The following is a 13,005-nucleotide window of genomic DNA, read 5'->3' as shown; positions in this document are numbered from 1 at the left end:
GTTTTTAATTATTTTTTATTCAGTTAGATTATTGTCTTTGATACAGAATATTATCTACTATTTATTAAACTGTTATTTAAATTATTCATTAAATGGATTTAATGCCTCATTATAATTTTGTTTTTTTGTGACTAAAGACGTTAATGTATTTGTTATGCTGGAGACTTCTGGGTGACTTTTTTTAGTTGCAATTAATTTTTGCGGTAATTGTTTGCTATCATCAATAACATCAGTTTGCTCTAAAACGCCATGATTGATATTTTCTAAAAATGCCGCCTTTTCTTTTTTATTAAGGTTTTGCGTGATAGTACTAATTTTACATGTTGGGCAAAGGGATTTTATTATATTTTCAATACATACACTATTAGCTGGTACATTTTCTAATTTAGTTATTAGGCTTTCATAAAATTCTTTTATTAATTCATTTCTTTTTTCACGGCTATCAAGTTTGGTTTTAGAAGTTAAATTTAATTTAACATATCTTATATTGGTATCGTAATAAATATTTTTATCATCGCCGCTGGTTGGGCTTAATAAAAAAACTTGTTTAGAAGGGGAAACAATACCTAATATTAAATGTTTTTTATTAGTAAAATTATTTTTTTTCTCAATAAAAGATAAACTAGTATAGCCCTCTTGATAGGTTTCTCTCAGTTTAGCACCAATACTTTTTTGGTTATATATTATTGGTTCATTAGGGTTATTTATTTTTAATACAACGCCATTATGTTCTTTATTATTTATATTATCATCTAATTTTTGCTTTATATTTTTGGCTATAGTCAAAAGAGATTCATCTTTATAAGTATAATCATATTCATGTGCCAAAATATCACTCACTAAAAGTTTTTTTATTTCCTCAAAAGTCTTATTAACATAAGATTTACTTTCATTATATTGACCCAAGTGAAAAACACGAACTTTTTTATATTCGATAATAGTTTCGTATCTGTTTTCGTTATTAGAAAATCTTTGTGTTAATTTTAGTCTTTCACCTTTAGGTAAAGATATGAATATTACTTTTTCTTCAGATTGCTGATTTTCAATACTGTTGAGGGAAGATAATAGATTTTTAGTTATTGCAATACATTCAGCTCTTGATTTTTCTTTTCTGTGATCTTCAATTAAATGTATTACAACATGGCTTATCCCTAATGTTATTATTGATAATAATAATTTACCTTTGTCACTAAAACTAACATAATTTTCAGGGTCATTAATGATATTATTTATAATACTTGAATTGTTATTATTAATAAGTTTTAGTTCAGTATTTAGTTCGGTAGATAAAGCGCGATCTATAATCATAATTTTTCCCTAAATTTATATGACTATAGGATATTATCAATATTTATTATCAGAGATCAATTAAATATGTATAATGATTATATATATAGACAAATTAACTATATTTTTGGAATATTTAGAGATATGTTTGAATAAACATATGATCGTCAAAATATATCTTTAAATATTCTCTATCTTTATAGTATTTAATTTTTATTTTTCATATTTTAGCTGATAAAAACATTTCGATATCAGTGAAAATTTCATCCCACTCTTGCTGATCAATATTCATGAATCCGAAAGCACGTAAAATAAATGCCCCCTCTGTGGCAAAAAAGACAAGCCGAGCACGTCTCCCCACTTCGGTTGAAGTATCTAACTTAGCGATACGTTCACGATACCACTCACGAGTACTATTAAGATATTCTGGTGTTTGCAGTAATGCAGCCATTAAACCTGCACCTTTAGTGTTAGATGCTTGCTCAAAATGGTAGGTTGCTTTCATGTGCGCTATTACCCGATTTTCGGCTGAACTATCCTGCGTAAGTTGTTGAAAAAAGATTTCATTGTAGGCTTTTTCCCAGCGATCAAACATTGCATCAATCAGCGCTTCTTTATTACCGAAACAATACTGAACCCCTCCTTTGGAAATTCCCATTGCTTTTGCCACTGCATCGATAGTCAGTGCGCTGACACCCTGTTGGTGAACAATATTTTCGGCTACATCTAATACCTTATCTCTATCTATACTTCTTTTACGTCCCATTAAATAAAACCTCTTTTAAAATACATACGTATGGATTAATATCGTAAGCTTAACGTTAACATTATGGCAGATAAACATACTACATATTTTTTTCTAAATAGAGATATTTTATGGTTAATACTCATGATAATCGCAGATGGATTGCGCTCCTTTTAATTTCTAGTGCTCTTTTCTTAATTGTCATTGATATGACAGTGCTTTATACAGCATTGCCGACTTTAACCCATGAACTCCATGCCAACGCATCTGAGAAATTGTGGATTATCAATGCTTATCCATTGGTGGTTGCCGGATTATTGCCAGCCGCGGGTATGCTAAGTGATCGCATTGGTCATAAGAAAATGCTGATCAGTGGTTTACCACTTTTTGCATTAGCTTCACTTTGTGCTGCATTCTCGCCTAATGCAGAAAGTTTGATTGCTGCTAGAGTCTTTTTGGCGCTAGGTGCCGCGATGATGATGCCAGCAACTTTATCAATTGTTCGTCATATTTTTACTGAGCCTCAAGAACGATCACTAGCGATTGGTATCTGGTCAGCGGTTGCTGCTGGTGGCGCTGCGGTTGGACCTTTAGTAGGTGGTTTATTACTGGAATATTTTTGGTGGGGATCGGTATTTTTAATTAATGTGCCTGTTGTTATGTTGGTGCTACCTTTTTCAGTGAGTTTGATCCCAAGCTGTGGTGGAACAAACAAACGTGCTATTGATTTTTTAGGCTCATTATTAATTTTAGTCGGTTTAGTTGGGCTGATTTATGCATTAAAAGAGTTAAGCAAACCCAATTTTTCTTTACTTGAATTTTGTGCTGCTGCCTTGATTGGCGTTATCTTTATGCTGTTTTTTGTATTACGCCAGCGCAAACAATCGCAACCGATAATTGATTTTTCTTTATTCAGTAATCGACTGTTTTCAGCGGGAGTAATTATCGCCGTTATTACTATGAGTGTAATTGTTGGCATTGAATTAGTTTTAAGTCAACGCTTACAGTTAGTACTTGGTTTCACACCATTACAAGCTGCGCTTTGTATCCTTCCAATACCCATTGGTTCCGTGTTTGCATCGCCATTGACCGGTTTACTGTTACCTCGTTTTGGCGAGAGATTAACGACCGTGGTAGGTTTTATATTAACGCTGGTTGGGGTAATAGGGATGCTCCTGTTCTATCAGAGCGCTATTACTTTGTTGTTGATTAATTTATTCATGATTGGTATCGGTATGGGAATGGCATTTACCGCTGCATCTACCACGATTATGCTCAATGCGCCTGATGAAAAGTCCGGTATGGCAGCTTCTATTGAAGACGTTGCTTATGAGCTGGGTAGTGTATTAGGCGTTACCATATTGGGCGGCATGATGACGGCAATTTATAGTTATACTCTTTTTGTTCCCGAACAGCTAACAATTGATGCACGAGTTTATGACAGTATCGATGAAGCATTAAGCACGGCATCAACGATGGATAAAGATCAGGCTCAGATATTGATAATGGAAGCGAGTAAAGCCTTTGATACTTCTTTTGTTGTTGTTTTTATTACCATTGTTTGCATATTGTTAGTTAGCACTGTGATTTTACAACGTATGTTGCGCCCTTTAATCAAAAAATCATGATGATATGAATTTTTGTGCTGTTTTAGATCTTACAAGAAGTTTTAGTGATTGTTTTTTGTAAAGCTAGTTGTTGGCGTTGTTCTATCTCAGGGATAGTGAGCTGATCCTAACATTCTATTACTGAAAATATAACCTGTTAGAGGTAAATTAGAGATGGAGTTACAGTCATTGCAGTTTTTTAAAAATTTGTCTGATGAAACAAGATTTAGGATCGTAGTACTTTTGCGAGAAATGGGGGAGCTTTGTGTTTATCATCTTTGTATTGCACTTGAGCAACCCCAAACTAAAATATCTCGTCATTTAGCCATGTTAAAAAAGAGTGGGTTGCTACAAAATCGTAAGGAAGGGAAATGGGTTTTTTATCGACTTTCTTCACAGATTTCTCCATGGGTTATGCAAATTATTGAGTCTGTATGGTCAAATCAACACCAACTGATCGACTTAATGGCTAAAAAATTGATACCAGAAAATTTGCCTGCACGGAGTGTTAATTTCTCACTCTAGAATAAAACGCAATAGCGTGCAATGTGAGCAACCTTTTATTTATCTATTTGTTACTAATCAGAATAATTTAGTATTCCGATTAGTAATTTTTTAAATAATTTTTAATTTTGCTAAACACTGTAAAGTCAATGATTCGCGTTTTGACACTGCTTTATCATCTGAGATCGCGACATTAAGGGCAAAAGTTTTTATTTTACCGTCAGCGTTTTCCACCCATCCGACATACCAGCCGGTACGCTCACCATTAATATTGGCTAAGCCACTTTTAGCATAAATTTTAATATTGGCAGTCTGTTTGATAAGTAGCATATTAGCTACTTCACTTTGAATGGTTTTATCAATAGGTAGTTGTTTAGTGGCTAACTTATAGATAAATTGGGCTTGTTCTTGCGGGCTAATTTTTAATGGGCCGTCTAACCAAAATTTGGTAACATCATTGCCTATTTTTCTATTACCGTAGTGCAAACGATAAAGTTCTTTTTTCATTATTGCCAGACCCATACGTTTTGCAATCTCTTGATAGACAGGGACAGCGGATAATTTCATTGCTTCTTGCATATTCATATCTTTATTCCAACTACTAAGATATCTGGGCTGTCCATCCCATTTAAAAATTTCGTTAACAGTCACTTTTTGATTTTTTAAAGCAATTAAGGCATTAACAATTTTAAATGTTGATGCAGGAACATATTGGGTTGCTGCACGTTTTATCTGGTCGCCATAGTTGTTAATTGATTTGCCATCATAAATGGTTAATACACCACGTATATGCTGCTGCTGAAAGATTTTTTTTATTTCGCTAGAAACGTTACTTTCCGTTATCTTGTTTAGCGGCTTGGTGATGTTATTACTATCATTAGAAATGTTATTTGCCTGAGTAGTTAGTGGTAAAAATAGTAAAATAATAACAACTAATTTTTTATTCATCTTTGTATTCTTTAAATAATATGTGCAATAGACACTATCATATTTTTGTTAGGGTTAATACTAAACATAGGACCTGTTTTTATTTATTATTAGCAGTGTTTCTTTTTATTATTTGATCATTACCGCTCAAGTATTAAGTAAAAAATAGAGAGAAAATTAACAAGATCGCTATCAAATCTGTAACACTGAACACACAAAGAAAAGCTGGTGCTCACGATGAAAACAAGTCGTGGCTGACTATTTTTATTAATGCAGTTAATAGTTTATTTAATTTTTGGTTAACGAAAAACAGAACATGGTGATTGAATCAGCATTGATAAGTATTATGTCTGCGTTAATTATAGCTATCGCCGTTATCAAATATATCAACAATATCATTTTTATAATCTGGTCTGTTAACTGTAAAGCCATCTTTGTTATAATTGATCGTTTGCATATCGGCGCTGTTTAGAGGGTGAATAGATTGGAAAATAAGGTCAGCTGTTGACCTTATTACAGCTGAAATTAAATATCACTTAACTAACTTAACTGCCTGGCGGGTAAGTTGGCCAATAGTATCCCAATCTTTAGCTTGAATTAATTTATTATTAACCATCCAGGATCCTCCACAAGCAATAACTTGTGGAAAAGCAAGATAATGACCAATATTTTCTAGATTGATTCCACCGGTTGGCAAAATTTCTAATTTCGGATAGGGTGCAAGCAGTGCTTTGAGCATAGATAACCCGCCAGAAGGCTCTGCAGGGAAAAACTTGACACAATTAATACCCAATTGCATGGCCTGCTCGATTTGGGTTGGGTTATTTATACCGGGAATAATGGGTATGTCTAATTCATGACACGCTTTTACCGTATCGGGGTTTAAACCTGGTGAAACGATAAATTCAGCGCCAACCGCTTCGGCTTGTCTAATCTGTTCTCGATTGATAATGGTGCCTGCACCAATCAAAATTTTGTTCGGCATCGCTTCTTTAAGCAGTTTGATCGCATCTGCTGCTGCTGGCGTACGGAACGTTATTTCTGCTACTGGTAATCCGTTTTTAACTAATGCTTCGCCTAAGGGAACAATATCTTGTGCTCGTTCAATAGTAATAACCGGAATGATCTTAAATTTTCGTAATTTATCTATCAGTGTGAGCATAATCAATCTTCCTTTAGTGTTGAAATTGGCGAGTAATGCTTTTTGTTGCTGAATTGGAATGATAGCACTTTTATGTTAAATAACGATATTTACTAATTACAGAATCATTAGCTTACATCGTTTTTCACTATTTTCATCAGCTGGATAAGATGATTATTCAATAAGATTAATGGTTGCAAAAAATAATCGTGTTACTTAAATAACCGGTTAATTTATTTTTATCATTAAATACGCTGTTTGTATCTTTTATTTATAATTGATATTAAAAAATCACTTTACCACGTTATGTTTTATTAATACTTATTTTTTATAATATAAAATAAAAATGCGAGATATCTTTATAAAAATTCATCGGTAAAATATTATAACAATTTATTATTTCTTAATATTTTGCTATTAATGAGTCTTACTTTTTGAATAAATATTTTTATATTTTTATATTAAAGAAGAATATAAAATTATATCTATTTTTAGTTATTTTTTGTTGAAAAATAGAAATGCAACTATAAATGTTTATTTTTTTATTTTAATAAATAAATAAATTATTTTTTGTGTAAGATTCAGCATAAAATTTCAATTTTTTGGTAATTTTAATTTAGATAAGTGTAGATCTTGACTGGAATAAAAAATTCATTTTATTAATTAGATAAAATATCTGCTAATGTATACCAAAAGCAGTAATTAATTCGAGTAATATTTTTCTTTTTAATTATTTCATTATCATAAATCTAAGTTAATTTGTTAATAATTAACTTATTTATTAAGTATAAAAATGATTTTATTTATTGATTGTTAAATAAAATATTTACTTTGATATAAATCACAAAAAATAAAATATAACTTTAGCTTTCTTGTAAGTTAGATAGGGGCATCTAATATCAATTTAGGTTAATGTTATTTATTATTAACCTTTCATCATTATGCCAATAAAATAAATTTTATTTTATTGGCTTATTCATTTATTTTTTGGAGTTAATTATGTTTAAGAAAATACTCCCGTTATTACTATTATCTACGACTTTATTTTCGTCAAATATATTAGCGGCGACAAATTCAGCAGGTGGAATAATTTCAGTTGTTGGTGCTATAAGTGATACTACTTGTAAAATTAATGGAGGTGATAGTGCAAACTTTACTATATTATTAGATCCCATTTCTGTTGCTGATGCAGGAACAGCGGCATTTGCGGTTGTTCAAAAAAATCAGAAAGCATTTAAGTTAACTTTTTCTGATTGTGCACCTGCTGGAGGTTCAGGCAGTAATTTAAAATTCCATTTTTCATCACCAAGTACGATATCAACGGATGGTCAATATTTAGTGAATGATACGGTAGATGAAAATAATCCTAACGTAGCAAAAAATGTCGGTTTTAGTTTGTCTACCCCAAGTGCTACCACGACTGCTATTCCATTAAATACCCCTTTTGATACAGGAGTAAAAGGAGATAAAACAGCACCACAAGCTGACGAGTTAACATTTATCGTTAGTTATTATAAAACGCGAGCGGAACCTGCTAAAGCGGGTCCATTGCATTCAAACTTAATCTATACCATCTCTTATTTGTAAATAACATTAACCAGGCTCTTTTTGAGTCTGGTTTTTAACGGACTATTTATTATGAAAAAATTTTTGTTATTTATTATATTAATTATTTCTTCTAAAAATATATTAGCCAATATTGTACTGCAAGGGACTCGTATCATTTATTATGAAGCTAAAGGGAATGTTACGGTACAATTAACAAATAATGGAAAATTACCAGCATTAGTACAATCATGGGTTGATGATGGCAATATAAACTCTACCCCAGAAAAGAGTCATTCACCTTTTTATGTTTTTCCACCTATTGTAAAAATAGCGGGACTAAAAGGACAACAATTAAAAATAAAAATGATATCGCATAAATTACCTAAAAATAGAGAAAGCGTTTTTTATTTAAATATTCTTGATATTCCACCATACCCAGAAAATACCCAAGGTAAAAGCGTTTTGCAATTGGCAATTAAATCAAGAGTTAAATTATTTTATCGGCCAAAGGAATTAATTACTCCTCCGGCAGATGTATATAAAAAAATAAGTTATAAATTAGAGGATAATGATCTAATAGTAACAAATAATTCTAAATATTATTTCACGATTGCAAAAATTACTCATATTAATGAGGCAAAAAAAAGCCTGATAAAATCGAAGATGATCCCTCCATTATCAGACTTTAAATTACCGCTACAAAACAAGGTTAAGCATAATAAATTAACCGTAACTTATGTTGATGATTTTGGCGTCTATAAAACAAGAAATATTAACCTTAAATAAGAAGATAAATCGTGAAAAAAATATATTATCTTTATAATAGCTTAATTTTATTAGGTATATTGGATTGTATGCCGGAGTTATTTGCAGAGGAGTTTGATACTTCTTTGCTAGTAGGAAAATCAGCTCAAGGAGATATATCTCGTTTTTATCAGAATAGTGAAATTCCGCCAGGTAAACAATTGGTCGATATCTATGTTAATGATGATTGGAAAGGACAATTTGAAGTTAATATTGGCGAAAAAAATCAAAATATTAGTATTGATGCTAAGGATGCTAAAAAATTAGGTTTAAAATTTTCATCTTACACAAAACAGATGATTGAACAAAAAACGACTGTCTCGTTAGATAATTTAGTCAATGATATCAACTACTATTTAGATGTTAATCAGTTAACATTAAATATTTCAGTGCCGCAAATTTCTTTAGTTAAATCGGAAATAGGTTATGTTGATCCAGTGAATTGGGACCATGGTGTCCCAGCAATTATTCTCTCTTATAATACCAATTATTATAACTATCAAGAGAAAAAAAATCGTAAACAGAGTAATGAAGCTTTTTTTGCCAATTTAAATACCGGTATTAATTTAGGTGCCTGGCAATTTCGAGATGAATCAAGTTATTCTTACTATTCCAGTGGTGATCATAAATGGCAAAATAATACCCGCTACTTACGCCGTTCTTTCAGCGCTATATCTTCAAATTTGATGTTAGGTGATTTTTATTCCCCCTCTGCCTTGTTTAGTAGTATTCGTTTTAGAGGTGGTGCATTAACCACGGAAATGAATATGTTACCTAACTCCAGCCAAGAATTCACGCCGATTGTCAGAGGGGTTGCTCAAACCAATGCGTTAGTAAAAGTATATCAGAATGGAAATCTAATTTATCAAGAAACCGTTCCGCCTGGAGCGTTCGAGTTTAGTGATCTACGTGCAGCAGGAGGAGCGGGCGATCTTTCCGTTGTTGTGCAAGAAGCCGATGGCCGGCAAGAGTCTTTTACGGTGCCATTTTCAGCGGTACCTAATATGATGAAAGCGGGTGTTTATACTTACAGCATTTTGGCTGGGCAAGCAAAAATGACCAATACCCATTTCCAACCGAAATTTGCTCAAGCAGAAGCCTATTATGGTATCAATAATTTAGTCACCGTTTATACCGGCTTTATTGGTAGTCGTGATTATGCTGCTATTATACTTGGCAGTGGCTGGAATTTTCCGTTTGGTGCTGTTTCGGTTGATGCGACCCATGCTGCAGCTTATTTAGATACAGGAACCAAACGAGGACAAAGTTTTCGCTTGGCTTATAGTAAGTTTTTATCAACCACCGCTACCAATCTGACTATAGCGGCCTATCGTTATTCAACGGGAGATTATTATAGTTTTGTTGATTCCATTTATGCCCATGATAATTATCAAGCATGGCTTAAATATCAAACGACGATTAAAAATAATCCTAATGATCGAAATGAAAATAATCCATCAGATTTAGATTTGGCAACTTTTGATGCCTTACGGGGTGCCCGTGCCAGAAATACATTTAATTTAAATTTAAATCAGCATTTGGGGAAAGATAATGGTGTTATTTTTTTGGCTGGTACGCTGAGAAACTATTGGAATGTTGGCGGCAGCAGTCGAGAATATCAAATAGGTTACTCAAATAATTATAAAAATATTACCTATAACTTATCCGTTTCACGGGTAAGAAATACCGATCAAAAAGAAGAAACCCGTTATTACCTCAGCGCCAGTGTTCCAATTAATCTATTTGGTCGTAATGCTTATCTCAATTCGGGTGTCTACCTGACAAATTCCAACTATCAACAGGCCAATATTAGTGTCAGTGGGACAGCGGGTAAATATGATTTGATCGATTATACGTTAACCGCTTCAAATCAGACCGGTGGTAATAATTTAATTAGTGGTAGTGTAAATTACCGTAACCCTTATAGTACGATTGGTGCTTCATATAGTGAGGCTAATAATTATCGACAGTCAGGTTTGAATGCCAGAGGAACCATCGTAGCATTTCCCTACCATATTCTTGCTTCCGGTGAAACAGCGAATACATTAACGGTATTAGAAGCACCAATGGCTGAAAATTTAACCGTTAATAATAATCGAACGGTGCTTACCAATAAACAGGGGTTAGCATTAGTAACCAATGCCACTCCTTATCGTACAAATGTTTATACCCTTTCTCATACCAGTCAGACCTCAGGTGCAGAAATTACTGACAATATAGCGCGTGTGATCCCCTATGACGGGGCGGTTAGTCATATCAAATTAGAAACCGATCAGCGAAAAACTTATATGTTAAAAGCGACTTTTGCCGATGGTAGCAATTTACCTTTTGGTACCGAGGTTACTGATAGTCAGGGTGAATTTGTTGGTCATGTTGGGCAGTCAAGTGTGCTGTATATAAAAAGTGATCAGTTACCACAATCATTGAATGTCAAATTGAATATTGAAGGTAAAACAGAATGTACCATCCAGCAACCCATTCATACCTTGAACATCAATCGTAATATTTGCCAATAGCTGGGGAAAATAAGATGAATAAATTAGCAATAAATTTTTTATTATTATCAGCGTGTTCCTTCAGTCAATTGGTTTATGCCGATTGTAAACCCAACAGCACTATCACAGTGCCGAGTTTATATTATGATTTATCGGCTGATTTTAGTAGTGCATCAATGGTAGTAGTAAAAACGGATAAAACCACGTTCCCAGGAACATTTACCTGTAGCTCCCCAGGGCTATTTTTTCCTAATGCGATTGGTATTGCTTCGCCATTTAATGGTCGAACAGCAACAATAGGATTTCATGGTGGTAAGCAGTTTATCCAGGTTACAATGACTGCGTTAGGAAAAGATCGCGTAACCAACTTAGCTAGAGGTACCCATCCTGCATCGAATTTGAATACTAACTTCACCTTACAGTTTAGCTTATTGAAGAGTAAACCAAGCGGTAATTATACTGAAGTGGCTGGCGATACTGCGGTTATCTCACCCTTTATCTTGGTATCAGATGCTTCATCGTTGGGTATTTTAGTGTGGTTAGTTAGGATTGTACTAAAATTAGTTGAGTTTTTATTAACCTGGCAATGGCCGGTTGATGAAAATGATATTTTTCTTCAACCGATTACTATTAAATATAATCCTATTGCCACTACCTGTGATTTTTCAAATAAAGGATTAGTGGTTAATTTACCTATCGTTAGTATCAGTGATATTAAAAATATTGACCGGCCTGGTTATCAGCCTTTTACCCTCAATTTTAGCTGCAGCGATCTTTTAGCAGGCAATAAAACGACGCGAAATATTGCCATGTTTTTGGCCAGCAATAATTTACATAGTGCCGATAAAACAGTGTTAATAAATACCACTCAACAAGGTGCTAAAGGAGTCGGGTTTCGCCTTGTGCAAAGGAATAAAACATCATCACCCATTCTATTTTCCAGCAGTGAAAGTGTCCAAGGCAATGCGACATCTATTTTTAATATTGCGGCTGGCAGTGCATTAGCTCCCTCGTTTTCCATTGACATGGCGGCTTATTACTACGCTTATGATCTGAATAATATTTCAGCCGGAAAAATAACCTCAACGGCAACTTTAGTATTTTCTTATGACTAAATACGATTAATTATAAGGATCAAAAAAATGGCGAAAAAAAATTACTTAGCTTTCTTACTCTATTTTATGGCTTTCTCAAGTAGTAGTAGTGTCTTTCTTAAAGGCACGCGAGTTATTTTTTCTGCTGAAAGAAAAGAGGCTATTATTCAATTAGTTAATTCCAGCGATAACCCATCGCTGGTACAAAGTTGGGTTGATGAAGGTAATATTGATTCTACACCGGAGACAACCCAAGCACCTTTTGTTGTGACGCCCCCAGTTGTAAAAATAAATCCAAGAGGAGGCGCCCAGCTTCATATTCGGCAGTTAGCAAACCAGTTGCCAACTGATCGCGAATCTATTTTTTATCTTAATGTGCTGGATATTGCGCCAAAACCCGATAGTTTAAAAACGGATAATATTTTACAGTTAGCACTAAGAACACGAATTAAACTGTTTTATCGACCACAAAATATTAGCCAAACGTCTCAGAGTGTCATTGAGCATATAAAAATAAGTAAGGCTGGAGGATCAGTTGTTATTGATAACCCAACCGGCCATTTTTTTACTCTGGCTGCATTTTATAACCCAACAAATAAAAATAATATTTTATCTAAAACCGTTATGCTCTCACCTTTCTCACAACGAACGGTGGAAAATAAAAGTTATACTATTTTAGGTAATGAGATTTTGTTGGAATATATTAATGATGAGGGTAAATTTGTTAATCAAGTGAAAAAAATCAAATAATATTAAACGGCTGGTATTTCGTTATTTAAGCTAACTACTGCTAAATGCGATTATCAAATGTCAGCATATTTTCTATGTTGGTTTTGATTAATATAATTTGTCT

At 33.3% G+C, this 13,005-nt stretch carries 11 protein-coding genes; 7 read left to right on the top strand and 4 right to left on the bottom strand.

What is annotated here, in order from left to right:
* Positions 1 to 81: 81 nt before the first annotated feature.
* A complete protein-coding gene (locus WH390_RS13670) occupies positions 82 to 1,308 on the bottom strand; it encodes a hypothetical protein (RefSeq protein WP_032116007.1) in 1,227 nt (408 codons plus the stop codon).
* Positions 1,309 to 1,507: 199 nt separating this feature from the next.
* Positions 1,508 to 2,053 carry a TetR/AcrR family transcriptional regulator gene (locus WH390_RS13665; RefSeq protein WP_032116008.1) on the bottom strand — a complete coding sequence of 182 codons (546 nt, stop codon included), beginning with the start codon at positions 2,051 to 2,053 and terminating at the stop codon, positions 1,508 to 1,510.
* Positions 2,054 to 2,163: 110 nt separating this feature from the next.
* Here WH390_RS13665 and WH390_RS13660 point away from each other — a divergent pair, with 110 nt between their 5' ends.
* Positions 2,164 to 3,660 (top strand): MFS transporter, encoded by a 1,497-nt coding sequence (locus WH390_RS13660; protein WP_032116009.1) that lies wholly within the window; start codon positions 2,164 to 2,166, stop codon positions 3,658 to 3,660.
* Positions 3,661 to 3,813: 153 nt separating this feature from the next.
* Complete coding sequence (locus tag WH390_RS13655) at positions 3,814 to 4,164, top strand: metalloregulator ArsR/SmtB family transcription factor (protein WP_052044924.1); 351 nt, start codon at positions 3,814 to 3,816, stop codon at positions 4,162 to 4,164.
* A gap of 90 nt (positions 4,165 to 4,254) precedes the next feature.
* Here the strand turns inward: WH390_RS13655 and blaOXA are convergent, their stop codons facing one another.
* Positions 4,255 to 5,091: a class D beta-lactamase gene (blaOXA, locus tag WH390_RS13650; protein ID WP_032116010.1), complete on the bottom strand. Its 837-nt coding sequence runs from the start codon at positions 5,089 to 5,091 to the stop codon at positions 4,255 to 4,257.
* A gap of 511 nt (positions 5,092 to 5,602) precedes the next feature.
* Positions 5,603 to 6,232 (bottom strand): bifunctional 4-hydroxy-2-oxoglutarate aldolase/2-dehydro-3-deoxy-phosphogluconate aldolase, encoded by a 630-nt coding sequence (locus WH390_RS13645; RefSeq protein WP_032116011.1) that lies wholly within the window; start codon positions 6,230 to 6,232, stop codon positions 5,603 to 5,605.
* A gap of 978 nt (positions 6,233 to 7,210) precedes the next feature.
* On the opposite strand from WH390_RS13645, the gene WH390_RS13640 reads away from it, so the two are divergent.
* Genes WH390_RS13640 through WH390_RS13620 form a run of 5 tightly spaced genes read left to right on the top strand, consistent with a single transcriptional unit; the run spans position 7,211 to position 12,902 of the window.
* Positions 7,211 to 7,798 carry a fimbrial protein gene (locus tag WH390_RS13640; protein ID WP_032116012.1) on the top strand — a complete coding sequence of 196 codons (588 nt, stop codon included), beginning with the start codon at positions 7,211 to 7,213 and terminating at the stop codon, positions 7,796 to 7,798.
* A gap of 51 nt (positions 7,799 to 7,849) precedes the next feature.
* The gene (locus WH390_RS13635) at positions 7,850 to 8,545 is read left to right on the top strand and encodes a molecular chaperone (protein ID WP_032116013.1); all 696 of its coding nucleotides are present in this window, start codon (positions 7,850 to 7,852) and stop codon (positions 8,543 to 8,545) included.
* 11 nt (positions 8,546 to 8,556) lie between these two features.
* Entirely contained in the window at positions 8,557 to 11,079 is a 2,523-nt protein-coding gene (locus WH390_RS13630; RefSeq protein WP_032116014.1) for a fimbria/pilus outer membrane usher protein, read from the top strand.
* Positions 11,080 to 11,093: 14 nt separating this feature from the next.
* A complete protein-coding gene (locus WH390_RS13625; protein WP_032116015.1) occupies positions 11,094 to 12,173 on the top strand; it encodes a fimbrial protein in 1,080 nt (359 codons plus the stop codon).
* Positions 12,174 to 12,200: 27 nt separating this feature from the next.
* Entirely contained in the window at positions 12,201 to 12,902 is a 702-nt protein-coding gene (locus tag WH390_RS13620; RefSeq protein WP_032116016.1) for a molecular chaperone, read from the top strand.
* The last annotated feature ends 103 nt before the right edge of the window (positions 12,903 to 13,005 follow it).

The organism is Candidatus Arsenophonus nilaparvatae, from assembly GCF_045346035.1.
In the GTDB taxonomy this organism is placed as follows: domain Bacteria; phylum Pseudomonadota; class Gammaproteobacteria; order Enterobacterales; family Enterobacteriaceae; genus Arsenophonus; species Arsenophonus nilaparvatae.
Note: the sequence above shows the minus strand (reverse complement) of the source record. Positions and strands in the feature narration are given on the sequence as shown.

Excerpts from the sequence above, each read along its gene's own strand:
- WH390_RS13655 (WP_052044924.1), top strand. The coding sequence starts at position 3,814 with ATGGAGTTACAGTCATTGCAGTTTTTTAAAAATTTGTCTGATGAAACA.
- blaOXA (WP_032116010.1), bottom strand. The coding sequence starts at position 5,091 with ATGAATAAAAAATTAGTTGTTATTATTTTACTATTTTTACCACTAACT.
- WH390_RS13670 (WP_032116007.1), bottom strand. The coding sequence starts at position 1,308 with ATGATTATAGATCGCGCTTTATCTACCGAACTAAATACTGAACTAAAA.
- WH390_RS13665 (WP_032116008.1), bottom strand. The coding sequence starts at position 2,053 with ATGGGACGTAAAAGAAGTATAGATAGAGATAAGGTATTAGATGTAGCC.
- WH390_RS13635 (WP_032116013.1), top strand. The coding sequence starts at position 7,850 with ATGAAAAAATTTTTGTTATTTATTATATTAATTATTTCTTCTAAAAAT.
- WH390_RS13625 (WP_032116015.1), top strand. The coding sequence starts at position 11,094 with ATGAATAAATTAGCAATAAATTTTTTATTATTATCAGCGTGTTCCTTC.
- WH390_RS13620 (WP_032116016.1), top strand. The coding sequence starts at position 12,201 with ATGGCGAAAAAAAATTACTTAGCTTTCTTACTCTATTTTATGGCTTTC.
- WH390_RS13660 (WP_032116009.1), top strand. The coding sequence starts at position 2,164 with ATGGTTAATACTCATGATAATCGCAGATGGATTGCGCTCCTTTTAATT.
- WH390_RS13645 (WP_032116011.1), bottom strand. The coding sequence starts at position 6,232 with ATGCTCACACTGATAGATAAATTACGAAAATTTAAGATCATTCCGGTT.
- WH390_RS13640 (WP_032116012.1), top strand. The coding sequence starts at position 7,211 with ATGTTTAAGAAAATACTCCCGTTATTACTATTATCTACGACTTTATTT.